Origin of the sequence: Roseburia sp. AF25-13LB (assembly GCF_003478915.1) — a bacterium.
Classification (GTDB): Bacteria; Bacillota; Clostridia; order Lachnospirales; family Lachnospiraceae; genus Roseburia_C; species Roseburia_C amylophila.
The window spans coordinates 355,368-379,767 of the sequence record NZ_QUFO01000001.1 but is presented as its reverse complement, the minus strand read 5'-3'; the positions used below and the strand labels follow the sequence as shown (position 1 = coordinate 379,767).

Annotated in this window: 22 protein-coding genes; 20 read left to right on the top strand and 2 right to left on the bottom strand. The window is 40.8% G+C overall.

Annotated elements, in window-relative coordinates; genetic code table 11:
• Positions 1–8 precede the first annotated feature (8 nt).
• Together folD and DWY37_RS01895 are read left to right on the top strand one after the other, a co-directional pair.
• Positions 9–851, top strand: a complete 843-nt coding sequence (folD, locus tag DWY37_RS01900; protein ID WP_118540659.1) for a bifunctional methylenetetrahydrofolate dehydrogenase/methenyltetrahydrofolate cyclohydrolase FolD — start codon at positions 9–11, stop codon at positions 849–851.
• Between the two features lie 9 nt (positions 852–860).
• Complete coding sequence (locus DWY37_RS01895; RefSeq protein ID WP_118540661.1) at positions 861–2,009, top strand: chitobiase/beta-hexosaminidase C-terminal domain-containing protein; 1,149 nt, start codon at positions 861–863, stop codon at positions 2,007–2,009.
• A 68-nt stretch (positions 2,010–2,077) separates the two neighbouring features.
• Here DWY37_RS01895 and DWY37_RS01890 read toward each other — a convergent pair whose 3' ends face one another.
• Positions 2,078–2,656, bottom strand: coding sequence for a xanthine phosphoribosyltransferase (locus DWY37_RS01890; protein WP_117698389.1), 579 nt, complete (start codon positions 2,654–2,656; stop codon positions 2,078–2,080).
• Positions 2,657–2,702: 46 nt separating this feature from the next.
• On the bottom strand, positions 2,703–3,182 hold the full coding sequence (locus DWY37_RS01885) for a hypothetical protein (protein ID WP_118540663.1): 480 nt from the start codon (positions 3,180–3,182) through the stop codon (positions 2,703–2,705).
• A gap of 102 nt (positions 3,183–3,284) precedes the next feature.
• On the opposite strand from DWY37_RS01885, the gene rlmH reads away from it, so the two are divergent.
• The 18 genes from rlmH (at position 3,285) to DWY37_RS01795 (ending at position 24,395) form a co-directional block, all read left to right on the top strand.
• Positions 3,285–3,767 carry a 23S rRNA (pseudouridine(1915)-N(3))-methyltransferase RlmH gene (rlmH, locus tag DWY37_RS01880; RefSeq protein WP_117841040.1) on the top strand — a complete coding sequence of 161 codons (483 nt, stop codon included), beginning with the start codon at positions 3,285–3,287 and terminating at the stop codon, positions 3,765–3,767.
• Between the two features lie 46 nt (positions 3,768–3,813).
• Entirely contained in the window at positions 3,814–5,121 is a 1,308-nt protein-coding gene (locus DWY37_RS01875; protein WP_199535017.1) for a pyrimidine-nucleoside phosphorylase, read from the top strand.
• A gap of 27 nt (positions 5,122–5,148) precedes the next feature.
• Complete coding sequence (locus DWY37_RS01870; protein WP_227700104.1) at positions 5,149–5,439, top strand: YabP/YqfC family sporulation protein; 291 nt, start codon at positions 5,149–5,151, stop codon at positions 5,437–5,439.
• Positions 5,440–5,448: 9 nt separating this feature from the next.
• Positions 5,449–6,708 carry a sporulation protein YqfD gene (locus DWY37_RS01865; protein ID WP_118540665.1) on the top strand — a complete coding sequence of 420 codons (1,260 nt, stop codon included), beginning with the start codon at positions 5,449–5,451 and terminating at the stop codon, positions 6,706–6,708.
• Positions 6,695–7,693 carry a PhoH family protein gene (locus DWY37_RS01860; protein ID WP_118176830.1) on the top strand — a complete coding sequence of 333 codons (999 nt, stop codon included), beginning with the start codon at positions 6,695–6,697 and terminating at the stop codon, positions 7,691–7,693. Before DWY37_RS01865 ends, DWY37_RS01860 begins: the two co-directional genes overlap by 14 nt.
• Positions 7,680–8,861, top strand: a complete 1,182-nt coding sequence (locus tag DWY37_RS01855; protein ID WP_118592549.1) for a hypothetical protein — start codon at positions 7,680–7,682, stop codon at positions 8,859–8,861. Before DWY37_RS01860 ends, DWY37_RS01855 begins: the two co-directional genes overlap by 14 nt.
• A complete protein-coding gene (ybeY, locus tag DWY37_RS01850; protein WP_022243795.1) occupies positions 8,858–9,355 on the top strand; it encodes an rRNA maturation RNase YbeY in 498 nt (165 codons plus the stop codon). Before DWY37_RS01855 ends, ybeY begins: the two co-directional genes overlap by 4 nt.
• A 15-nt stretch (positions 9,356–9,370) precedes the next feature.
• Positions 9,371–10,483, top strand: coding sequence for a DUF3048 domain-containing protein (locus tag DWY37_RS01845; RefSeq protein WP_118540671.1), 1,113 nt, complete (start codon positions 9,371–9,373; stop codon positions 10,481–10,483).
• 29 nt (positions 10,484–10,512) lie between these two features.
• Positions 10,513–12,171, top strand: coding sequence for a putative polysaccharide biosynthesis protein (locus tag DWY37_RS01840; protein ID WP_118544384.1), 1,659 nt, complete (start codon positions 10,513–10,515; stop codon positions 12,169–12,171).
• A gap of 85 nt (positions 12,172–12,256) precedes the next feature.
• Positions 12,257–12,634, top strand: a complete 378-nt coding sequence (locus DWY37_RS01835; RefSeq protein WP_117698382.1) for a hypothetical protein — start codon at positions 12,257–12,259, stop codon at positions 12,632–12,634.
• Positions 12,635–12,735: 101 nt separating this feature from the next.
• Entirely contained in the window at positions 12,736–13,980 is a 1,245-nt protein-coding gene (locus tag DWY37_RS01830; protein ID WP_118544385.1) for an NAD(P)/FAD-dependent oxidoreductase, read from the top strand.
• Positions 13,977–15,584: an NAD(P)/FAD-dependent oxidoreductase gene (locus DWY37_RS01825; RefSeq protein WP_118540675.1), complete on the top strand. Its 1,608-nt coding sequence runs from the start codon at positions 13,977–13,979 to the stop codon at positions 15,582–15,584. Before DWY37_RS01830 ends, DWY37_RS01825 begins: the two co-directional genes overlap by 4 nt.
• A gap of 58 nt (positions 15,585–15,642) precedes the next feature.
• Positions 15,643–18,267 (top strand): DNA mismatch repair protein MutS, encoded by a 2,625-nt coding sequence (mutS, locus tag DWY37_RS01820; protein ID WP_118540705.1) that lies wholly within the window; start codon positions 15,643–15,645, stop codon positions 18,265–18,267.
• A gap of 17 nt (positions 18,268–18,284) precedes the next feature.
• Entirely contained in the window at positions 18,285–20,270 is a 1,986-nt protein-coding gene (gene mutL, locus DWY37_RS01815) for a DNA mismatch repair endonuclease MutL (RefSeq protein ID WP_118540707.1), read from the top strand.
• A gap of 6 nt (positions 20,271–20,276) precedes the next feature.
• Positions 20,277–21,227: a tRNA (adenosine(37)-N6)-dimethylallyltransferase MiaA gene (miaA, locus tag DWY37_RS01810; protein ID WP_118540677.1), complete on the top strand. Its 951-nt coding sequence runs from the start codon at positions 20,277–20,279 to the stop codon at positions 21,225–21,227.
• Between the two features lie 90 nt (positions 21,228–21,317).
• Positions 21,318–22,619: a methionine gamma-lyase family protein gene (locus DWY37_RS01805; protein WP_330417521.1), complete on the top strand. Its 1,302-nt coding sequence runs from the start codon at positions 21,318–21,320 to the stop codon at positions 22,617–22,619.
• A gap of 62 nt (positions 22,620–22,681) precedes the next feature.
• Complete coding sequence (radC, locus tag DWY37_RS01800) at positions 22,682–23,359, top strand: RadC family protein (RefSeq protein ID WP_117698378.1); 678 nt, start codon at positions 22,682–22,684, stop codon at positions 23,357–23,359.
• A gap of 19 nt (positions 23,360–23,378) precedes the next feature.
• Complete coding sequence (locus DWY37_RS01795) at positions 23,379–24,395, top strand: rod shape-determining protein (RefSeq protein ID WP_022243806.1); 1,017 nt, start codon at positions 23,379–23,381, stop codon at positions 24,393–24,395.
• Positions 24,396–24,400: the final 5 nt, after the last annotated feature.

Below are 24,400 nucleotides of genomic sequence, written 5' to 3'. Positions count from 1 at the left end.
GAGGTATCATGGCATTATTAATTGATGGAAAAAGAATTTCTGCTGAAATAAAAGATGAATTAAAAGAAGAAGTAGCACAGTTAAAGGAACAGGGAATCACAGGAGCACTTGCTGTAATCCAGGTGGGAAATGACCCTGCATCCAGTGTATATGTCAGAAACAAAAAACGTGCCTGTGAATATATTGGGATAGATTCTCTTTCTTATGAGCTTCCGGAAGAGACTTCCCAGGATGAATTACTGGCTTTAATCGATAAATTGAATAAAGAAGAACATGTAAAAGGCATTTTGGTACAGCTTCCATTGCCAGAGGGCATTGATGAGGATGCGGTAATCCGTGCCATTTCTCCGAAGAAGGATGTAGATGGTTTCCATCCGGAAAATGTCGGCGCATTGATGATTGGACAGAAAGGATATATTTCCTGCACACCAGCCGGAATCATCCAGCTTCTAAAGCGTTCTGACATTGATATTGAGGGAAAACACTGTGTTATCGTTGGAAGAAGCAATATTGTTGGAAAACCGATGGCAATCTTAATGCTGCGTGAGAATGCAACTGTTACAGTAACGCATTCAAAAACCCGTAATTTAAAGGAAATCTGTAAAGAGGCAGATATTCTGATTGTTGCAATTGGGAAAAAAGAATTTATTGATGCATCCTATGTAAAAGATGGTGCAGTTGTCATTGATGTAGGAATTCATCGTGATGAGAACAATAAACTTTCCGGTGATGTAAAATTTGATGAAGTAGAGCTGCTTTGTAGTGCGATTACACCGGTTCCGGGTGGAGTCGGACCAATGACCATTGCAATGTTAATGAACAATTGTGTGGAAACTATGAGACATGAATAGGAGAAGGCTATGAAGTGTGCAAATTGTGGAGCAGAAATAAAATTAGGCTGTGTATACTGTTCTGTATGTGGAAAAGAAGCGCAGATTGTTCCGGATTATAATGTGGAAGAGGATATTTTAAAAGAATTATTAGAAGAAGACGATAAACCGAATAAGAATACCTCTTCCAACGGAAAGAAGAAAAAATCATTGAAAAACAGCCAGAAGAAAAAGAAAGAGGCAGAACAGAAAAAGAAACAGAAAAGACTTCTGATTACAGTATCAGTTCTGATTGCTATTGCAATCATTGGTGTTATCATTGTGCTTCTAGTGCAGAACAGCCATAAGAAATCTTTTGATTATCAGTATCAGAAGGGAATCAGTTACACGGAAGAGAAGAATTATACCAAGGCATTGACCTATTTTGAACAGGCTGAGAAATTGCAGCCGGATAATGTGGATGTATTACTCCGGATGGCTGATTTGTACCGAATCCGAAAAGATGAAACATCAGAAGAAGCGTATTTGTTACAGATACTTACCCTTGATAAGAACAATGAAGAAGCGTATCAGATGCTGATTGCCTTATATGATAAGCAAAAGGAATATGATAAACTACAGGATTTATATGAACAATCAGACTCTGATAAAATAAAAGCTCTGTTTGATAATTATGAAGTAAAGGCTCCGGAGTTTTCGGAAGAAGCCGGGGAATACAATGATACGATTGAAATTGAACTGATGGCAGACTCAGACTGTACCATTTATTATACGTTAAATGGTGATTCTCCGATTGAAAAGGGAATGGAATATACAGAACCGATTTCTTTAGAGGATGAGAAAGAATATACCATCAAAGCAGTAGCAAAGGACGCAAGAGGCTTTTATAGTGAGATTGCAGAAGCAGATTATGAAATTACTTTTGAAGCTCCGGATTCTGCTAATGTGACACCTACTGCCGGAACATACTATGATGCACAGAGCATCAGTATACAGGTTCCCGCCGGTTCCACCGCTTACTATACCTGGGATGGTTCAACACCAACACAGGATTCTGATGTATACAGTGAACCACTTGAAATGCCACAGGGCAATAATGTGTTGTCTGTTCTTGTGGTAGATGACCATGGACTGGCAAGCCCGGTGGTAAGATATAATTACATTTATCTGCCGGAATAAGCTATGGCAGATGAACAAAGGCAGATAAGAATGTTTCTTATCTGCCTTTGTTCCGGGGATTTTAAAAATTAGTCTTCTTTTACAAATTCAATGACACCCTTGTCAAGTCTGGATACTCTTGCTAAAGAATAGACATCGATGCCCTGTTCTTCTAATTTTTCACGACCAGGCTGGAATGCTTTTTCAATTAAGACACTGACACCTGCGATGGTGGCATGTGCTTTACGGATTAGGCGGATAGCACCGGTAGCAGCTTCGCCGTTGGCAAGGAAATCATCCACGATAAGAATGTGGTCATTTTCGCTGATGTATTTTGCGGAAATGGTTAATTCATAGCTGGTTCCTTTGGTATAAGAAGTTACAACAGTCTGATATAAATCATGATTTAAAATTTTAGAAGGCTGTTTCTTTAAAATAACAAGTGGAACGCCTAATGCTTCTGCAGCCATAAGAGCCGGAGCAATACCGGAGCTTTCGATGGTAGCAATACGTGTGATACCTTTTCCTTTATAATGTTCTGCAATATCTTTGCCCATTTTCTTCATTAATTCAGGATCCACCTGATGATTAATAAAGCTGTCAACCTTTAAAATGTTTTCGCTTTCTGCGATTCCTTCTGCAAGAATTTTGTCTTCTAATAATTTCATTTTGTTACTCCTTTGATTGTATTATATTTAAGCAGAAATCTGCTGTTTATTCATTGTTTTCTGAATAGTAAGCGGCATAAATCTTTTCTAAGATATGTTCTTCATAATCCTCCGGCAGACCGGCAAATTTAGCATGAAGAAGTGCGGCAATTTTGTCGGAACGGATAAAGTAACGCTGCTCCATGGAAGGCTCGCTGTCAGCACCACTGACATGGTCGATTTCTTCCGCAGTATAGTTGGAAGAGAACCATTCCATAATTTCGCTGGTGCGTCTGCTTTCCATATCTGCATCCGCAGACATCTGGTTGATTTTACGGAAATGTGTAATTCCGATTCCAAGAAAAATAACAAACAGAACAGACATTACAACAATCATAATAACACGCATATAATCAGCCATTGGTAATTTGATGATGTCCAGAGCAAAAAGAATGACAAAAATCAGACCGGCAATTCCAACTCCAAGGAATGTATAAGCGGTAGAACGATTATCTTCCAGCTGGGCATCTTTCTCCTTGTATACCATGTTATGTACCTGACCTTTCGTTATAATAATACTATTATAAGTGATTTTATCCGACGATACAATAACCTTGTCTGTATTTCTGAAATAAGGTATACTGCAAGTATGAAGATAACAATATTATGCGTAGGAAAAATCAAAGAAAAATATTTCAGGGATGCCATTGCCGAGTACGAAAAAAGACTGGGCAGATACTGTAAGCTTGAAATTGTGGAAGTGGCAGATGAGAAAACACCGGATGGAGCATCCGAGGCAGAGGAACAGCAGATTCGTCATAAAGAGGGGGAACGTCTTTTAAAATATTTAGAGGGAAAGAACTGCTACGTCATTGCCCTTGCAATCAACGGAAAAATGCTGGATTCTGTTGCTTTATCGGAAAAAGTCAGTGACTTGATGGTAAAGGGCAACAGCCATATCGTTCTTGTGATCGGAGGCTCCCTTGGAATTGCGGATGAAGTATTAAAACGTGCAGATGAAAAAATAAGCTTTTCGAAGATGACATTTCCGCACCAGCTGATGCGTGTTATTTTATTGGAGCAGTTATACCGGAGCTATCGGATTATCAATCATGAACCGTATCACAAATAAGCAACCGTATCATAAATAGAAGAAACGGATAAAAGGAGGAGATTTTATGAGGATGTACGACCTCATTTTAAAGAAAAAGGAAGGAGCTGCTTTAAGCAAAGAAGAAATCCAGTGGATGATAAATGCATTTACAACCGGTGAAATTCCGGATTATCAGATGTCAGCCATGCTGATGGCAATCTGTTTTCAGGGAATGAATCACGATGAGACACTGGCATTAACACTTGCTATGCGGGATAGCGGAGATGTGCTTGATTTATCCGGTATTAAAGGCGTAAAGGTGGATAAACACAGCACCGGTGGTGTAGGAGATAAGACCTCCCTGATTCTGACACCAATCATTGCTGCACTGGGTGTTCCGGTAGCAAAAATGTCCGGAAGAGGATTGGGTCATACCGGTGGAACCATTGATAAGTTAGAATGCTTTGAAGGATTCAGCACTTCCATATCAGAAGAAGCCTTTTTAAAGCAGGTATCAGAGGTTGGCGTTGCAATTGCTGGACAGACTGCTAATCTTGCACCAGCAGATAAGAAGCTGTATGCACTCCGGGATGTCACTGCTACGGTAGCGGAGAAATCCTTAATTGCCAGCAGCATTATGAGTAAGAAATTAGCCAGCGGATCGGATGCTATTGTCCTTGACGTAAAGACCGGAAACGGTGCATTCATGCAGACTGTGGAAAAGGCAGAGGAACTTGCCCGGATTATGGTGGCCATCGGAAATGGTGCTGGAAAGAAAACTTATGCGGTTATTACAGATATGTCACAGCCTCTTGGCAATACAGTAGGCAATATTGTGGAAGTGCAGGAAGCCATTGAAGCATTGAATGGAAAAGGGCCAAAGGATCTGATGGATGTTGTCTATGCATTAGGGTATCTTATGTTAAAGGCTGCCGGTGTGGCAGAAGATGAAAACGAAGCAAGAACAATGATGGAGAAAGTCATTGCAAGCGGAAAAGCACTGGATAAATTTGCAGACTTTGTAGAAGCACAGGGTGGCAGAAAGGAACAGGTTTATCATCCGCAGTTATTGGCAAAAGCAGCAATTACAGAAACCATCACCGCACCGGAAGATGGATATGTAGAAGCTTTAAATGCTATGGCAATTGGAACTGCCTGCATGAGCCTTGGCGGCGGCAGAGAGACAAAGGAGAGTCAGATTGATTTAACTGCCGGTATCCGCCTTAAGAAAAAAATAGGAGACAGCGTAAAAAAAGGAGAATGTCTGGCCGAATTATATGGTAATGATGCAGCAAAATGCAACGATGCAAAGGAACTGGTTCAAAATGCATTTCTTTTCAGTAAAGAGCCACTGGATGCACCGGAAACAGTTTTAAAATATATTACCGCATAGAAAAGAAAAAAACTCATATAGTTATATATGAGGAAAAACAATAAGAAAGAGTTAAAAAAAGATTTTAAAAATCATATGGTGGAATCCTTAGAACTGCCGAAAGACTTAGTCTACCGGGCAGCAATTGTAACCGTTATGGGTAACAGGGAACTGCTGTTGGAAAATTATAAGGGAATCTTAGAATACGAGAAAGAATATATCAGGATTCAGGCGAAAAGCTGCCGGATTCTTGTTCGTGGGAAAAATCTCAACATTTCCTATTATACGAATGAAGAGATGAAAATAACAGGAATCATCCAAAGTATTGAGTATGAATAGAGGTTTTCTATGACAACACTTTCCCTGTTTAAATATATAGGCGGTTACCTTGAGGTAGTCTTAAGTGGTTATGCCCCGGAACGATTTTTAAATCTGTGTGGCAATCACAATATTTTAATCTGGAATCTTCGAAAAGAGGAAGATGTTTATCACTTTTTTATCAGCATTCGTGCATTTTGGAGTATCCGTCCGTTCGTAAGCAAGACCGGATGCAGGATTCGGATTCTGCGCAAAATAGGATTTCCGTTCTGGATGAACCGTTACCGGAAACGAAAATGCTTCCTGATGGGAGTAATTCTCGCAGCTGGTCTGGTGTGGTTTTTATCACGATTTCTCTGGAATGTGGAGGTAGATGGTAATTCATCTGTTACGACAGAAACCGTTTTAACATTTCTTGATGAGGAGGATTGTGGTTACGGAGACCGGATTCGTACAATTGACTGCGAACAGTTAGAACGGGATCTGCGGGCACAGTTTCCGGAAATTATCTGGGCATCGGTACAGATTTACGGAACGAAAATGACGGTATTAATCAAGGAAAATCTGGTACAGCAGGAAGCAATGGAAGAATTGCCGTATGAAGCTTCAGACCTGATAGCAGAAGAGGATGCGACAGTGGAATCCATTGTTACAAGAAATGGAACCCCACTAGTAAAGAATGGCGATGCAGTAAAGGCAGGAGATATATTAGTAAGTGGCAGGATTGATTTGACCAATGACAGCGGGGAACAGTATGCCTATGAATATTGCAATGCGGATGCGGATATATATCTGCTGACGGAATATCCATACCATGATAAATTTTCCCTTGTCCATGAAGAAAAAAGAATGACTGGTGCAGAAAAGAAACGGTATTCCATTGATTTCTTTGGAAAAGTAATAACACTTCCGGCATTAAGCGGTGAATTTGAATGTGCAGACAAAACAACAGATTATAAACAGCTTTGCCTCCACGGGGACTTTTATCTGCCACTTGGAATCTATTCTAGTACTTTAAAAGAGTATCGGACAGAACAGGCAATTTATACGAAAGAGCAGGCAGAAGCGGTTGCTACAGAAAATTTTAATATTTATTTGTCACATTTAGCAGAAAAAAATATTCAAATTTTAGAAAAAAATGTTATTATAGATATGGACGATAAAAACTGTATCATGGAAGGAATCATCAAAGTGCGCACAAAAGCTGCTTTAAGGCACGAAACGGAACAGCTTACAGCACCTGATACAGAAGACACAGAGGAAGGGCTAGTATTAAATGAGCTTGAATGAAACAAGAATTGATATACCGGCAGAGCATGTTTCCAATATTTTCGGACAATTTGACCATAATATAAAATTGATTGAACGGACCTTAAATGTTACGGTAGTGCCCCGCAATGAAGGAATCAAAGTCATTGGAGATACCGCAAATGTAGAGGGTGCATGCAAGGTGTTTACAGAACTTTTACAACTGGCAGAGAGAGGAAACATGATTGATGAGCAGAAGGTTGCATATACACTTTCTCTTTTGGGAGAACATAAAGAAGGCTCGTTGGTAGAAATTGATAAGGACTGCATCTGCCATACGATAAACGGCAAACCGGTGAAACCAAAGACTTTAGGCCAGAAGGCTTATGTGGATGCCATCCGTAAGCAGATGATTGTATTTGGAATCGGGCCTGCCGGAACCGGAAAGACTTATCTTGCCATGGCAATGGCAATTACTGCATTTAAGAATGAAGAAGTAAATCGTATTATTTTAACCCGTCCTGCAATTGAAGCCGGTGAGAAATTAGGATTTCTTCCGGGAGATTTACAGAGCAAGGTAGATCCGTATCTTCGCCCGCTATATGATGCACTGTATCAGATTATGGGCGCAGAAAGCTTTCAGCGGAATATGGAAAAGGGGCTTATTGAGGTCGCACCATTGGCTTATATGAGAGGCCGTACCTTAGATAATGCATTTATTATCTTGGATGAGGCACAGAATACTACACCGGCACAGATGAAGATGTTTTTAACACGTATTGGATTTGGCTCCAAGGTTGTGGTGACCGGAGATGCTACCCAGAAGGATCTGGCTCCGGGAACGAAGTCGGGACTGGATGTGGCATTACGTGTACTTCGCAATGTAGATGAGATATCCGTCTGCAAATTGACCAGCGCTGACGTAGTAAGACATCCTTTGGTACAGAAGATTGTAAAAGCCTATGACGATTATGAATCAAAAGCAAATAAAAGAACGAAAAGAGTAACGAAAAATGAAGGAAGATAGATTTTCACCCAAAAGAATGATTCGTATGCTGGGAATCCTTATTTCCGTTGCGATTTATTCTGTTTTTCTGGCAATAATCTGCAAGTTTACCATAGACCGTGTACTGGTGCTTGTTTTTATAAATGCTTTATATCTGCCATTGCTGATTGCAGTGATTGAAATGGAACGTATCAGAGGACATCTGAACCGGAATGAAAAAAGTGATTTTCATCAGCTGTTTCTTTGCTTTCTTGCAGCAGCAGCCTGTTATGTGGGTTTCTTTTTTATGCCGGCATATATGGCACCGGTCATGATTCCGGTCATGATTCTTTCCTGTGGCGGAAATGAGCTGATTGGTATTTTAGGTGGAATTTATTTTAATACACTGCTTTGCATGTGTTCCAGCGGCAGTTTTTATGAATATGCGGCATATACTATGCTGACGGTACTTTCCGGAATTCTGCTTATGGTAATCAGCCAGAAAAAATATAAAATTTATGGATGCATCATGACTGTTGCATTGTCGTTTGCTGTTCCGAGTATCTTCTATTACATCAGCAGCTTTGAAATCAATTATCATCAGTACTTATCCGCAGGATGCAGCATGATACTGACTGCAGTTTTTTCGTACTTTTTTGCGGACAGGCTGTATTATTATGCGAAGCATGAAAAAGAACGTACTTTAGCTGAAATTATTGCAGAAAATTTTCCACTGGTACAGGAGATTAAAAACTATTCGGAAATTGATTATGCACATGCCCGTAAAGTTTCGAGTGTGGCAGAAGAATGTGCAAAGGAGCTTGGGGCAGATGATAAAACGGTAGCTGCGGCAGGATTTTACTACCGGATTGGCAAGCTGGAGGGAGAACCATTTGTAGAAAATGGAGTTCGTCTTGCTGAGATTGACTGTTTCCCGAAAAACGTGGTTAAGATTCTAAGTGAATACAATGGTGAATTAAATGCTATTAGTTCTATAGAGTCCGCAATCGTACATATTGTGGACAGTATTGTTACCAAATTTGAACTTTTGGACAAGGAAACCGTGAAGAACAGCTGGAATCATGATATTATTATTTATCAGACATTAAACGAAAAATCGGCTGCCGGATTATATGATGAAGCGAATCTTGGCATGAACCAGTTTATTAAAATCAGAGAGTTTTTAACGAAAGGAGCGGATTTATTTTGAGCCTTGCAATAGAAAAAGAAGCGGAGGTTACCTTCGATTTTGATTATGAAACACTTGCAAAAGATGTAATATCGTTTACAATGGAACATGAGCATTTTCCTTTTGAAGCAGAAATCAGTCTTACACTGACAGATAACGAAGGTATCTGGAAGGTTAATAAAGAGTTCCGGGAGATAGACCGCCCGACGGACGTTTTATCCTTTCCAATGTTAGAATATGATGTACCGGGAGATTTTTCCCAGATAGAGAATCAGACGGAGGATTGCTTTAATCCGGATACAGGGGAAATTCTGCTGGGGGATATTATTATTTCTGTGGACAAGGTCAGGGAACAGGCAGAGGAATATGGCCACAGTATGCAAAGAGAATTTGCATTTCTGATTGTACATAGTATGTTGCATCTGTTTGGTTACGACCACATGGAAGAGCAGGAAGCTGCAGTGATGGAAGGAAAGCAGCGCGAGATTTTAGAATGCTTAAATATTTTAAGATAAAAATGGAGGAACATCATGAAAAAGAGATTAAGTATTGTTTTATGTATGACACTGATGGCAACCAGTCTTTTAGCTGGATGTAAGAAAAAAGAGGAAGCTCCGGAACCGACAGAAACCGTTTCTGAAGCAGAACCTGAAGCCGAAACTGAAACCGGCAAAGATGGTATGGCAAGAAGTTACCTGACCGGTGAATGGATTGATAAAGATTTAGCAAAGAAGAAACCGGTTGCAATCATGATTGGAAATACCAATGATGCATTGCCACAGTATGGACTGTCGCAGGCAGACGTACTTTACGAAGCTCCTGCTGAAGGAGGAATTACCCGTCTGATGCCAATTTTCCAGGATTACTCCGGATTAGACAAGATTGGTTCGGTAAGAAGCTGCCGTCACTACTACGCATATTATGCAATGGAATTTGATGCAATTTATATTCATTACGGACAGGCAATTTACGCAACTGAGCTGTTAGAGAGTGGAAAAGTTGAGGACTTAAACGGTTTAGAGGGTGCCATTGATTCTGCTACTTTCTATCGTGACAAGTCAAGAAAGGCTCCACACAATGCATTTGTAAGCACAGATGGTATTGATGCCGGAATTGAATTAAAAGGTTATGATACCGAGCTGCCTTCCGATTATGAAGGACATTATCAGTTTAATGAAGATGATGAAAAAGAAATTGAACTTACAGACGGAGCAGATGCAGCAGTGGTTCAGCCGGGATATTATGTAAACAATCCTTGGTTTGTATATAACAGTGAAGATGGTTTATACTATCGTTTCCAGTATAAAAAAGAGCATATGGATGAAAATACAGGCACACAGCTTGCTTTTAAGAACATTCTGCTTCAGTACTGCGATTATACCAAGTTAGATGATGCACACGGTTATCTGGATGTTGAGAGCACCGGTGAAGGAACCGGAAAATATATTACTAACGGTAAAGTAATTGATGTGACATGGAAGAAAGCAAGCGAAAATGAGCCAACCAGATACTATGACGCTTCCGGAAATGAAATCACATTAAACCAGGGTAAAACCATGGTATGTGTATTGTTAAATGATATGGAGAAGAAATTAAATATCTATGCAACAGAAGATGAGTTTACACCACCTTCCGCAAAATAATTATTTCAAAAATTACTTGAGGTAAATTTATGAGTTCAGGAAAAAAGAGTGACTCCAACTTTTTAGTACAGGGTTCCATTCTTGCAATTGCCTCTATAGTCAGCAGGATAATCGGTCTGCTCTATCGTATCCCGATGACCAATATCATTGGAGATACCGGTAACAGTTATTACAGTGCAGCCTTTGAAATTTATAATATCCTGCTGATTATTTCTGCATACAGCCTGCCATTGGCGGTATCCAAGCTGGTATCTGCCCGTGTCTCGAAGGGGCAAAGAAAAAATGCATATCGAATTGTAAAAGGTGCCCTGCTTTTAGCAACTGGTACCGGACTTACTGCAAGTTTGATTCTTTTCTTTGGTGCGTCATTCTTCACAAACATGCTGAATACGCCCCTTAGTATTTTTGCATTGAAGGTTCTGGCACCGACGATACTGGTAGTTGCTGTATTAGGAGTCTTACGTGGATTTTTCCAGGGACTTGGTACCATGATGCCGAGTGCCATTTCACAGATTATCGAACAGATTGTCAATGCGATTGTCAGTATTGCAGCTGCCTATATCCTCTATGGATATGGAGCAAGAATCGGAGCAGTGCTTGGAAATAAGGAAAAGTATGGTTCTGCTTACGGTGCTGCAGGCGGAACACTGGGTACCAATATGGGAGCGGTGTTTGCACTTTTATTCCTTGGAATGTTGTTTCTGGCATACAAACGTATTTTTAAACGACAGATGCGCCGGGATACCAGCAGCAAAACAGAATCCTATCAGAATGTCTTTCGTGTACTGATTATGACCATTGTTCCGGTACTTTTAAGTACCACAATTTATAATATCAGTGCAATTTTAGATCAGGGTATCTATAAGAACGTAGCGGAACTACAGGGCTATAAGCCGGATGATATTGATGTCTGGTGGGGAATCTTTTCCGGAAAATATAAGACCATTATCAATATTCCGATTTCCATTGCTTCTGCGATGGCGGCTTCCTGCGTACCAAATCTTACCGGTGCGTATGCAAGAAAGGACAGAGAGTCCGTGCGAAGCCAGATTAACATTGCAATCCGCTTTATTATGGTAATTGCATTCCCTTGTACCATTGGAATTGCAGTGCTGTCAGGACCGATATTAAAGCTGCTGCATCTTTATGGCAGCACCGGAACTACTGCAGCAACCATGCTTACAACGGGAGCTATTGCAATTTTGTTCTATTCTCTTTCCACATTATCTAATGGATTGTTACAGGGAATTAACCGGATGAGAGAGCCTGTTAAAAATGCGGCTATCGCATTGGGACTGCATCTGATTGCACTATTAGTGATGATGTTTGGTTTACATCTTGGTATTTATGCAGTGGTATATTCGAATGCTTTATTTGCATTCTTTATGTGCCTCTTTAACGCAATGTCTTTACGGAAATACAGTGGTTATCGCCAGGAAGTTGTGAAAACTTTCTTAATCCCGGTGGCAGCTTCTGCCATTATGGGTGTCGTAGTCTTTGGCGTTTACAAAGGTATTTTTGCTGTTATTAAGGTAAATGCCATTGCAGCTATACTTGCGATTGTAATGGGAGCTGTTGTATATGGTGCAATGCTTTTATTATTAAAAGGCTTAAGTGAGGAAGAATTAAAGAAATTCCCGAAGGGATACCTTTTCGTCCGTATTGCCAAGAAATTACATTTATTATAAAATGCAATAAAAGGGCAAAACATAGAATTCTTGAAAAAATTGTATAAAAAGAAAAAACCTGCGCATACTGTTTGTGGTGATGAATATGAAAAACACAAAACGTATGCGCACTTTTTTCCTTGGAGCACTGGTATTATCTATCTCTGCATGGATTGGTGGAAGACAGTATTATCTAAAACTGAATGAAAAAGAACAGGAAAAAATAATAAAGATTCAGGAAGCTGAGACGGAGCAATTCGAGGATAGCGTGGAAAGTGCAAACATTCAGAATAAAAAAGCATTTGTTATCCGGGAAGAGGACGGGTACTTGAATGTCTATTTCGGCGAAGAGGATGCCTTATACATGTATACTGGAATTGCGTATCAGGGACTGCCAGAAGAATTGAAAAAAGAAATCAGCAATGGGAAAACCTTTGATACACTGGAAGATTTATACCGTTTCTTAGAAAGCTATTCCAGTTAAAAAGTTGATTGTTTCAGACTGTTATGATACAATCTAAAAGGCTGAATAGGTCTGATTGCATAGCAGTCCAAAAGAAATAGAGAGAAGAGTAAATAACTGGCATGAGTAAGCATACAGAACGCATAGGTGTCGTTGTAGTCGGTGGAGGTGCTGCCGGATTGGTGGCAGCCATTATGGCGGCACGAAACGGTGCAAAAGTTCTTATTTTAGAGCACAACGAAGTACCTGGTAAGAAGATTTTAGCAACCGGAAACGGTAAATGTAATTATACAAATAAAGTGCAGGGTGTGGACAAATATTACGGACAGAACCCTGCTTTTGTTGCACCTGTATTTGAGCAGTTTGGACTGGAAGAGACACTGCAGTTCTTTAAAGAACTTGGCATATATCCAAAGGAGCGTAACGGCGGATATTATCCTCAGAGCGAGCAGGCAACTGCAATCAGGGATGTGTTGCTGATGGAATTAAAGAAACAGAATGTTGGAGTGGTCTGTGGCTGTGGCATAAAAGGCATAGAAAAGACCGCAAAGGGCTTCACTTTTCATACCAAGGGCGGTGATTTTTATGCAACAAAATGCATAATGGCAACCGGTGGTAAGACCTTAAAGAAAAGTGGCAGTGACGGAAGCGGTTTCCTATATCTTGAAAGTCTGGGACATCATATCATAGATTTAGTACCTGGGCTTATCGGATTGAAGGGAAAACAGTCATTTTTTGCTGATATTGCAGGAATTCGTGCAGATGTAAAGGTCGATTTATACATAGAAAGCACGCATGCATGCAGCGAACGGGGGGAATTACAGCTCACGAATTATGGAATATCCGGCATTCCGGTATTTCAGCTTTCAAGAGTTGCCACAAGAGCGTTATCAGAACAGAAAAAAGTCTATGCGACACTTAATTTTGTGCCATTCTGGGAGAAAGAACAGTGCTTAACCTATTTCAAGGAAAGATTTAAGAAAGCAGATGAAAAACACATCGGGGAAGCCTTAATCGGCTTTTTCCCGGAAAAATTAATTCCGGTATTAGTAGAAGAGTCACATATAAAAGCTGCAAAATATGCGAACCGGCTGCAGACAGAAGAATTAGAGAGATTTATAGATACAGTGCAGGGACTCCGGGTGGATATTACTGACTGGAATACCTTTGATACGGCACAGGTGACTGCCGGTGGCGTAGACACTGATGAAATAGATGCAGAAACCATGGAGTCAAAGCTTTGTCCGGGACTTTATTTTGCCGGAGAAATGGTGGATATTGACGGAATCTGCGGTGGTTATAATTTGCAATGGGCATGGAGCAGCGGCGCAGTAGCCGGGATACATGTGGCAAGGGAGTTATCATGATACGAGTAAATCAGTTAAAGCTTCCGATTGAACATTCGGAAGAGATGTTAAGAAGACAGATTATCAAAACACTTCATCTAAAAAATGAAAAGGATCTGATCCGTTATCAGATTCGAAAGCAATCCATTGATGCAAGAAGAAAAAATGAACTTTCCTTTGTATACACAGTGGATGTGGAATTGAAGCAGGAAGCTATGATTTTACATAAGAATAAAAATTCCAATATCAGTAAAGCAAAGGATATATATTATCATTTCCCGGATGCCGGAGAGAAACAGCTGTCCCACAGACCGGTTATTGTAGGAAGCGGTCCGGCGGGAATGTTCTGTGCCTATGAACTGGCAAAGCATGGCTATTGTCCAATTATTTTGGAGCGTGGAAGCAGTGTGGAAGAGAGGACTGCTGAAGTAGAACGGTTCTGGAAGGACGGCATCTTAAATCCAAAGACGAATGTACAGTTTGGCGAAGGCGGAGCAGGTACTTTTTCCGATGGGAAATTAAATACGCTGGTAAAAGATGTGGCAGGAAGAAACCGGGAAGTGTTAGAAATCTTTGTGAAAATGGGCGCTCCGGAAGAAATTTTATATATAAATAAGCCTCATATCGGAACTGATATTTTAAAAACAGTCGTAAAAAACATCCGGCTGGAAATTGAAAGAATGGGTGGAACTTACTGCTTTTTCAGCCAGCTTACAGACATTACGCTGAATGGGAAGAAAGATAAAGTAGAAGCCATCCGGATTAACAGAGAAAAGGAAGTAGCAACAGACGTTCTGGTGCTGGCAATCGGACATTCCGCCAGAGATACTTTCCCAATGTTACAGGAAGCGGGACTTATGATGGAAGCCAAAGCATTTGCGGTGGGATTTCGTGTAGAGCATCCGCAGGCGATGATTGATGCATGCCAGTATAACGGACATAAAAATGCCCTGCTGCCTGCTGCATCCTATAAGCTGACCGCAAATCTTGAGAATCACCGCGGAGTATATTCTTTCTGTATGTGTCCGGGTGGTTATGTCGTAAATGCTTCTTCGGAGGAAGGTATGCTGGCAGTCAATGGCATGAGCTATCATGCAAGAGCCGGGCAGAATGCCAACAGTGCCATTATCATATCGGTTCGACCGGATGATTTTGAAGGGGATGGACCGTTAGCTGGAATTGAGTTTCAGCGGAAATTGGAAAAAAATGCTTATCGCATTGGAAACGGAGCAATTCCGCAGCAGCTTTACGGAGATTTTAAAGAGAATCGCATATCTACAGGATATGGGGCTTTTGAAAGTACCACAAAGGGTGCACATACATTTGCAAATCTCAGGGAAATTTTTCCAAAAGAATTAGCAGCATCTTTTCAGGCAGGAATGGAGCTCTTTCCGAAATATATTCCGGACTATAACAGGGAGGATGCCATTTTATCCGGCGTGGAGAGCCGAACTTCCTCTCCGGTGCGGATTACAAGGGATGAATCCTTTGAAAGTAATATTGCAGGCATTTACCCTTGCGGAGAAGGTGCCGGTTATGCCGGCGGTATTATGTCAGCAGCCATGGACGGATTGAAAGTAGCGGAAGCAATTGCAGGAAAATATGCAAGACTTAAAATAGATTAAAACAACAGGTGTTTTGAAATAGAAAAGGAGATACAGAACATTGACGGAATATACACCAATGATGCAGCATTATTTAAAAACACATGAAGAATACAAGGACTGTATTTTATTTTACCGTCTTGGTGACTTTTATGAAATGTTTTTTGATGATGCAAAGGTTGTATCAAAAGAATTAGAGCTTACCTTAACCGGAAAGAGCTGTGGTGCAGAGGAACGGGCACCCATGTGCGGAATCCCATATCATGCAGCAGAAACTTATCTGACCAGACTGGTGAAAAAAGGTTATAAGGTTGCTATCTGTGAGCAGGTGGAAGACCCGAAGCTTGCCAAGGGAATGGTAAAGCGTGAAGTAACAAGAGTTGTAACGCCGGGAACTACCTTAAATGCACAGGCACTGGATGAAACGAAAAATAATTATATCATGTGTATCGCATATATCGGTGACCATTATGGTATTTCTTCTGCAGATATTACCACCGGAGATTACTATGTGACAGAAGTGGATTCGGAACGGAAATTATTGGACGAAGTCAATAAATACCAGCCGACAGAAATCATCTGTAATGAAGCATTTTATATCAGCGGAATTGATATCGATGATATGAAAAACCGTATGGGAATCGTAATTTATTCTCTGGATGCATGGTATTTTTCTGATGAGACAGCACAGATGACTTTAAAGGATCATTTTAAAGTCAGGGATTTAGAAGGACTTGGTCTTGCAGATTATGACAGCGGCGTCGTTGCAGCCGGTGCATTATTAAAATACCTTTACGAGACACAGAAAACAACCCTTTCCAATCTGGTGGCAATTCATCCGTATACCACCGGAAAATTCATGATTATTGACAGTTCTACCAGACGAAACTTAGAGCTGGTTGAAACCCTCCGGGAAAAGCAAAAGCGTGGTTCTCTCCTTTGGGTATTGGATAAGACCAGGACAGCCATGGGAGCAAGAACCTTAAGAAGCTTTGTGGAACAGCCATTAATTGAGCGTACGGAAATAGAAGAACGTTATGATGCCATTGACGAATTTAATACCAATGCCATCACAAGAGAAGAAATCCGGGAATATTTAAATCCGGTCTATGATCTGGAACGGTTGATTACCCGTGTTACTTATCAGACCGCAAATCCAAGGGATTTGATTGCATTTCGCAATTCCATACATATGCTGCCACCGATTAAGACACTGATGAGTGATTTTCAGTCACCACTTTTAAAACGTTTATATGAGCAGCTGGATACGTTGGATGAATTATACGAATTAATCGAATGCTCCATTGCGGAAGAACCGCCACTTACCCTTCATGACGGCGGCATCTTAAAAGAGGGCTATAACGAAGAGGTGGACCGCCTGCGGAAAGCCAAGACAGATGGAAAGAGCTGGCTTGCTGATTTGGAGGCAAAAGAGCGTGAGAAAACCGGAATCAAGAATCTGAAAATCAAATATAACAAAGTATTTGGCTATTATCTTGAAGTAACCAATTCCTTTAAAGACATGGTGCCGGACTATTTCACCAGAAAGCAGACTCTGGCAAATGCTGAGCGTTTTATCACACCGGAATTAAAAGAATTAGAGGATGTTATCCTAGGTGCGGAAGACAAGCTGATTGTCTTAGAATATGAACTGTTCCGGGAAGTCCGTCAGAAAGTGGCGGATGAAGTGGTCCGTATCCAGAAGACCGCCAAAGCAGTGGCGCAGATTGATGTATTTGCATCTCTTGCAACGGTAGCGGAACAGAATAATTACTGCCGTCCGAAATTAAACGAAAAAGGTCTTATCGACATCAAAGACGGCAGACATCCGGTAGTAGAACGGATGATTCAGAATGAAATGTTTGTGGCAAATGATACTTATCTTGATAATGGCAGCAACCGTGTGTCCATTATTACCGGTCCGAATATGGCAGGAAAGTCTACCTATATGCGACAGAGTGCGTTGATTGTACTGATGGCTCAAATCGGAAGCTTTGTTCCGGCAAAATCAGCCAAAATTGGAATTGTAGACCGTATTTTTACCAGAGTAGGGGCTTCTGATGACCTCGCCAGCGGACAGAGTACCTTTATGGTTGAAATGTCAGAAGTGGCAAACATATTACGGAATGCCACTTCCAACAGTCTTTTGATTTTAGATGAAATCGGACGTGGAACCAGTACCTTTGATGGATTGAGTATTGCCTGGGCAGTGGTAGAGCATATCAGTAATCCAAGGCTTCTTGGCGCAAAGACATTATTTGCAACCCATTATCATGAACTAACGGAGCTGGAAGGCAAATTAAACAGCGTAAATAACTACTGCATTGCAGTAAAAGAAAAGGGTGATGATATCGTTTTCCTGCGCAAGATTGTAAAAGGCGGAGCTGATAAGAGTTACGGTATCCAGGTAGCAAAGCTTGCGGGAGTGCCGGATAATGTCATTGAGCGTGCCAAAGAAATTGTAGAAGAGTTAAGCAATAATGATATTACGGAAATTGTTCAGAATATCAGTGCGGAGGGAAGCAGTAAACGCAGCAAACCGAAGTTAGACGAGGTGGATTTAGAACAGATTTCACTGCTTGATACCATGGACAACGATACGATATTAAACGAATTAAAAGAACTGGATTTGGGTCAGATGACACCAATCGAAGCAATGAATAAGTTATACGAATTACAGAATAAAGTGAAAAACAGATGGTAAAGGAGGTGGATGGCGTTATGCCACAGATTGCACTGTTAAGTCAGGAAACAATTGATAAAATTGCGGCAGGAGAAGTCATCGAACGACCAAGCTCGGTGGTAAAGGAGTTAGTGGAAAATGCGATAGATGCAGGTTCCAGTGCAGTAACGGTTGAAATCAAAGAAGGTGGAATATCCTTTATCCGTATTTCGGACAATGGTTGCGGAATCGAAAGGGAACAGATTCCTTTGGCATTTTTGCGTCATTCCACCAGTAAGATTAAATCCGTAGAAGATTTGTTTACCGTTACATCCTTAGGGTTCCGAGGTGAAGCATTATCAAGTATCGCAGCAGTAAGTCAGGTGGAACTCATTACAAAGACGAACGGTGATTTTACCGGATCCCGTTATCTCATTGAAGGCTCAAAGGAAGTCTCTTTAGAAGAAATCGGTGCGCCGGATGGAACCACTTTTATTATACGGAATCTTTTTTATAATACACCGGCAAGAAAGAAATTCTTAAAATCCGCCCAGACAGAAGGCACCTATATTCATGAACTGATGCAGCGGATGATTTTATCCCATCCAGACGTAGCTTTCAAATTTATCATGAATAATCAGGTAAAACTGCAGTCATCCGGAAATGGAAATATCAAGGATATTATCTACCATTTATACGGAAGGGATATTACAAAAGCGCTGCTTCCGATTGCACATGAAAGCGAGCTTTTTAAAGTCAGTGGATTTATTGGAAAGCCGATGATTTCCAGAGGAAACCGGGGCTACGAATTATATTTTGTCAATGGCAGATTTATCCGGAGCCAGATTTTATCCAAAGCTATAGAGGATGCCTTTAAACCGTTTCTGATGCAGCATCAGTATCCCTTTACGGTACTTTATTTTGAGATTGACAGCAGTCTTTTGGATGTAAATGTGCATCCCACCAAGATGGAACTTCGTTTTTCCAACCAGCAGGAACTGTACAGGGAAGTGCAGAGTATTTTATCGGCATCGCTAGTGCACCGTGATATTATACCGGAAGTTCCGGTGGATACACCAAAGAAAAACGAAATGGAAGTTCCTAAGATAGAGAAGGTAATGCCGGAGCCATTTGAGCAGAAACGTTTGGAAGAAATCCGGAAGGCAGTACGAAAAGACAGTCCTTACGAAATAAAATATCCTGTCAGCAGACCAATGGGAACCGGGTCAGTCAGCTCTGCGGCACAGGAAAAGCTTCTTGATACGATAAAATCAATGCCACCGGAAGATATGATGGAAGAACGGATTCAGAAAGAGCCGCTTCCGGAACAATCGAAAAAAGAAACGGAAAAAGAAACGGAAAAAGAACTGGCAAAAGAAGCCTATGTCCTCCGGGAGAAAGAAACCTACGGAGCAAAGCCGGAAGGAAGCTATGAACAGGGTTCTTTCTTAAAAGAAGAGGAGATGGCAAAGCAGAAGATTATCGGACAGCTTTTTGATACCTACTGGCTGGTAGAATATAATGACAGACTTTTCATTGTAGACCAGCATGCTGCCCATGAAAAAGTCATGTATGAAAAATTAAAAAAGCAGTTTGAGAAGAAAGAGTTTACTTCTCAGGCTATCAGCCCGCCGATTGTCATAACATTATCCATGCGTGAGGCAGAAGTACTGGAGCGATTCAAAGAACAATTTACGAAGCTTGGTTTCGAAATTGAGCACTTTGGTGGTGCAGAATACAGTATCTGCGGAGTGCCGGGTAATCTTTACCGGCTGAATACCAAGGATGTATTGATTGAAATGTTAGATGAGCTTACCGATGGCATATCCGAGCGGGCAACTGCGGATGTTATTTTAGATAAGATTGCATCCATGTCCTGCAAAGCTGCAGTGAAAGGAAGTCAGAGACTGAGCCTGCCGGAAATGGAACAGCTTATGAAGGATTTGATGAAGCTTGATAATCCATATAATTGTCCACATGGAAGACCAACGATTATTGCCATTTCAAAATATGAAATTGAGAAAAAATTCAAGCGGATTGTGTAGGAAAAGATGATGAAGAAACCAATTGTAGTACTGACAGGTCCTACTGCAGTAGGAAAAACAGAATTATCCATTCAGCTTGCAAAGGTCATTGGCGGAGAGATTATCTCCGCCGATTCCATGCAGGTGTATAAACATATGGATGTAGGTTCCGCAAAAATCACACCGGAAGAAATGGATGGTGTACGTCATTATCTGGTGGATGAATTAGAGCCTTTCGATGAATTTCATGTGGTAAAATTTCAGGAATATGCCCAAAAATATTTAAATGAAATATATGCCCACGAAAAGATTCCGATTATCGCCGGCGGCACCGGATTTTATATTCAGGCTCTGTTAAATGATATTGATTTTACGGAACAGGAAAGTGACAGTGCATACCGGAAAGAGTTGGAAGCGCTGGCCGAAGAACATGGCAATCAGTATCTTCATGACCGGTTAAAGGAAGTGGACCCGGAATCCGCCGAAGTCATCCATCCGAATAACAGAAAACGCGTCATCCGTGCGTTGGAATTCTTTCAGGAGACCGGTGGAAAGATTTCTGAGCATAATGCAAAAGAGCAGATGCGGACTTCACCTTATAATTTTGCCTATTTTGTATTAAATGATGAGCGCAGCCACTTATACAAAAGAATCGATGCCAGAGTAGATAAAATGATAGAAGATGGACTGGAAGCAGAAGTCCGCCGCTTAAAGGAAATGGGCTGCACCAAAGATATGGTGGCAATGCAGGGAATTGGCTATAAAGAAATGTTATCCTATCTTGATGGCGGTTATTCTTTGAAAGAAGCAGTTTATATTATCAAGCGGGAAACAAGACATTTCGCCAAACGGCAGATTACATGGTTTAAACGGGAACGGGATGTCATCTGGCTTAACAAAAATGAGTTCGATTATAAAAATGAGGCAATTCTTGCATACATGATAAAGATACTTAAGGAAAAAGCTATTATTTCTTAAGTTTTTATTCATACAAAAAGAAAGAGAACATTATATGATAGACTTGCTGTAATTTAGAAAGAAATTGCAGCCGGAAAGACGAGGAAAATGATGAAAGACGAAATGATTGAAAAGAAATATGAAGAAATGGGTATCAGCAAAGAAGTATACCGTTTTGGAAAAAAGATAGAGGATGAATTAAAAGAACGTTTTGCAGCAATTGATGCAACAGCAGAATATAATCAGATGAAAGTAATTGATGCCATGCAGAAAAACAGAGTTTCCGCAGAATGCTTTGCCATGTCCAATGGATATGGATATAACGATCTGGGAAGAGATACACTGGAAAAAGTATACGCAAGCTGTTTCCATGGAGAAGATGCTCTGGTTCGTCCGCAGATTACCTGTGGAACCCATGCACTGGCACTGGCATTGATGTCAAATTTAAGACCGGGGGACGAATTATTATCACCGGTAGGAAAACCGTACGATACCTTAGAGGAAGTTATCGGTATCCGACCATCCAAAGGCTCACTGGCAGAATATGGCATTACTTATCGCCAGGTAGATTTACTTTCCGATGGCAGCTTTGATTATGAGAATATCAAAAAAGCAATCAATGAGAAAACACATCTTGTGACCATTCAGCGTTCCAAGGGATACCAGACAAGACCTACCTTATCCGTAGAGCGGATTGGAGAACTGATTTCCTTTATCAAATCCATAAAACCGGACGTTATCTGTATGGTAGATAACTGTTACGGTGAATTTGTAGAAGAAAGAGAGCCGCTGGATGTAGGAGCAGACATGATTGTAGGTTCCTTGATTAAGAATCCGGGGGGCGGACTGGCACCAATCGGCGGCTATATTGTCGGCAAAAAAGAATGTGTGGAAAATGCAGCATACCGCCTTACTTCTCCGGGACTCGGCAAAGAAGTGGGTGCTTCCTTAAATGTAATTTCTTCTTTCTATCAGGGACTGTTTCAGGCACCGGTAGTTACAGCAGGTGCATTAAAGGGTGCAATTTTTGCTGCAAATATCTACGAAAGACTGGGCTTTGCCGTTGTACCGAATGGCACAGAGAGCCGTCACGATATTATTCAGGCAGTTACCTTAAACAGCCCGGAAGGTCTGATTGCATTCTGCAAAGGAATTCAGGCTGCAGCGCCGGTGGACAGCTATGTAACACCGGAGCCATGGGCAATGCCGGGCTATGACAGTGATGTCATTATGGCTGCCGGGGCATTTGTACAGGGTTCCTCCATTGAATTAAGTGCCGATGGTCCGTTAAGAGAGCCGTATGCCGTATATTTTCAGGGTGGACTGACCTGGTATCATGCAAAACTTGGAATCCTGATGTCTTTACAAAAACTTTATGAACAGAAACTTGTTAATGAAGATATGATGTGTTAATATAAAGTATATGCCTTTTTGGAAGAAATGGGTTACCGGTGAGAGTAGAAAGAGGTTATAATATGACGGCAAAAAATCTGCCAGTCTCCGAACAGCCCTATGAAAAGTGCTTGAAATCCGGGGCGGCATCCCTATCGGATGCAGAGCTTTTAGCGGTAATTATCCGCTGTGGCACAAATGGAAGTTCTTCAACAGAAGTAGCAAAGCATGTATTGAGCAAACGCACCGGAAATCTTTTAGGGCTTTATCAGATGAGTCTTAAGGAATTACAGGAGGTTCCGGGTATCGGGAAAGTAAAAGCAATCCAGTTAAAGTGTATTGCAGAGCTTTCAAAACGGATTGCACAGACCGGACGCCAGCAGACAGTTGTAATGCAGAATGCTTTTTCCGTAGCAGACTATTATATGGAACAGCTTCGGCATGAAGAAAAAGAACATCTGATGCTTTGCATGTTTGATACGAAGTGTCATTTGATTGCAGATTCCATTCTTTCAATTGGCACAGTAAATGCCTCACTGATTTCCCCGAGGGAGATTTTCTTGAAAGCATTTGAATATCATGCAGTACATGTGATTTTAGTGCATAATCATCCCAGCGGAAATCCGCTACCAAGCAGGCAGGACATTGAAGTTACCAGAAAGATAGTAGAAGGCGGCAGGCTTCTTGGAATTGAGCTTGCTGATCATATTATTATTGGTGATAAAAAATATTTTAGTTTTAAAGAACAGGAAATGCTATGATTTCCGGAGGGAGAAAGAAATGTCGAATAACATTTATGGAATTGATCTTGGAACCTCTAATATGAAGGTATATTGCAAGGCAACTGGGAAAATACTAAATGAAAAAAATACGATTGCCATCATAAATAAGAATCAGATGTATGCTTATGGTGATGCAGCGTATGCAATGTATGAGAAGGCACCGGAGCAGATTCAGGTTTCTTTTCCGATTATCTGTGGTGTTATTGCAGATTTTAATAATATGCAGACCATGATACAGGAATTTTTAGAAAAACACGCAAAGGGCAAGACCCGTGGTGCAGAATTTATCGTTGCGGTACCAACAGATATTACGGAAGTTGAGAAAAAAGCTTTCTTTGATATCTTTTATAAGAGCAAAATGAAACCGAAGTCTGTCCTTTTATGTGAGAAGCCATTGGCTGATGCTGTTGGTTTGGGACTTGATGTCAATGAGCCGACCGGAGCCATGATTGTAGATATCGGAGCAGATACCACAGAAATTTCAGTAATTTCCCTGGGTGGACTTGTATTAAGTGACTTACTGCATTTTGGTGGAAACCGCATTGATGACTCCATCAGCAGTTATATCAAAAAGAACTTTAATCTTGTGATCGGGCGCAAAACTGCTAAGACTTTAAAAGAAGAACTTGGTTCCGGTACACCTGGCATGGAAAAGAGTATGGTTATAGTTGGCCGTGACGTAGTCAGTGGTCTGCCGATTGAGATGGAGATTACTGCAGAAGTCATTTATGCTGCAATTAAGGATAATCTTAATTCTATCTGTAACTCTATTAAAATGATTTTGGAGAAGACTCCGCCTGAACTTGCAAAGGATATTATTCATTCCGGTATTTATATTACCGGTGGCGGTTCTAAAATACATAATCTGGATAAATTATTTACTGAGATTACCAATATAAAGGTAAATTCCTGCGAGAATCCGGAAGAATGTGCAGTTCGCGGATTGAATAAGATTGTTTCAGATGAAAAATATAAACATTTAGGATTCAGTATGAAGTCCAAAATATATAAATAGAGGCA

Coding starts and splice junctions, on each gene's coding strand:
- folD (WP_118540659.1), top strand. CDS start 9: ATGGCATTATTAATTGATGGAAAAAGAATTTCTGCTGAAATAAAAGAT.
- DWY37_RS01895 (WP_118540661.1), top strand. CDS start 861: ATGAAGTGTGCAAATTGTGGAGCAGAAATAAAATTAGGCTGTGTATAC.
- DWY37_RS01890 (WP_117698389.1), bottom strand. CDS start 2,656: ATGAAATTATTAGAAGACAAAATTCTTGCAGAAGGAATCGCAGAAAGC.
- DWY37_RS01885 (WP_118540663.1), bottom strand. CDS start 3,182: ATGGTATACAAGGAGAAAGATGCCCAGCTGGAAGATAATCGTTCTACC.
- rlmH (WP_117841040.1), top strand. CDS start 3,285: ATGAAGATAACAATATTATGCGTAGGAAAAATCAAAGAAAAATATTTC.
- DWY37_RS01875 (WP_199535017.1), top strand. CDS start 3,814: ATGAGGATGTACGACCTCATTTTAAAGAAAAAGGAAGGAGCTGCTTTA.
- DWY37_RS01870 (WP_227700104.1), top strand. CDS start 5,149: ATGAGGAAAAACAATAAGAAAGAGTTAAAAAAAGATTTTAAAAATCAT.
- DWY37_RS01865 (WP_118540665.1), top strand. CDS start 5,449: ATGACAACACTTTCCCTGTTTAAATATATAGGCGGTTACCTTGAGGTA.
- DWY37_RS01860 (WP_118176830.1), top strand. CDS start 6,695: ATGAGCTTGAATGAAACAAGAATTGATATACCGGCAGAGCATGTTTCC.
- DWY37_RS01855 (WP_118592549.1), top strand. CDS start 7,680: ATGAAGGAAGATAGATTTTCACCCAAAAGAATGATTCGTATGCTGGGA.
- DWY37_RS01845 (WP_118540671.1), top strand. CDS start 9,371: ATGAAAAAGAGATTAAGTATTGTTTTATGTATGACACTGATGGCAACC.
- DWY37_RS01840 (WP_118544384.1), top strand. CDS start 10,513: ATGAGTTCAGGAAAAAAGAGTGACTCCAACTTTTTAGTACAGGGTTCC.
- DWY37_RS01835 (WP_117698382.1), top strand. CDS start 12,257: ATGAAAAACACAAAACGTATGCGCACTTTTTTCCTTGGAGCACTGGTA.
- DWY37_RS01830 (WP_118544385.1), top strand. CDS start 12,736: ATGAGTAAGCATACAGAACGCATAGGTGTCGTTGTAGTCGGTGGAGGT.
- DWY37_RS01825 (WP_118540675.1), top strand. CDS start 13,977: ATGATACGAGTAAATCAGTTAAAGCTTCCGATTGAACATTCGGAAGAG.
- mutS (WP_118540705.1), top strand. CDS start 15,643: ATGATGCAGCATTATTTAAAAACACATGAAGAATACAAGGACTGTATT.
- mutL (WP_118540707.1), top strand. CDS start 18,285: ATGCCACAGATTGCACTGTTAAGTCAGGAAACAATTGATAAAATTGCG.
- miaA (WP_118540677.1), top strand. CDS start 20,277: ATGATGAAGAAACCAATTGTAGTACTGACAGGTCCTACTGCAGTAGGA.
- DWY37_RS01805 (WP_330417521.1), top strand. CDS start 21,318: ATGAAAGACGAAATGATTGAAAAGAAATATGAAGAAATGGGTATCAGC.
- radC (WP_117698378.1), top strand. CDS start 22,682: ATGACGGCAAAAAATCTGCCAGTCTCCGAACAGCCCTATGAAAAGTGC.
- DWY37_RS01795 (WP_022243806.1), top strand. CDS start 23,379: ATGTCGAATAACATTTATGGAATTGATCTTGGAACCTCTAATATGAAG.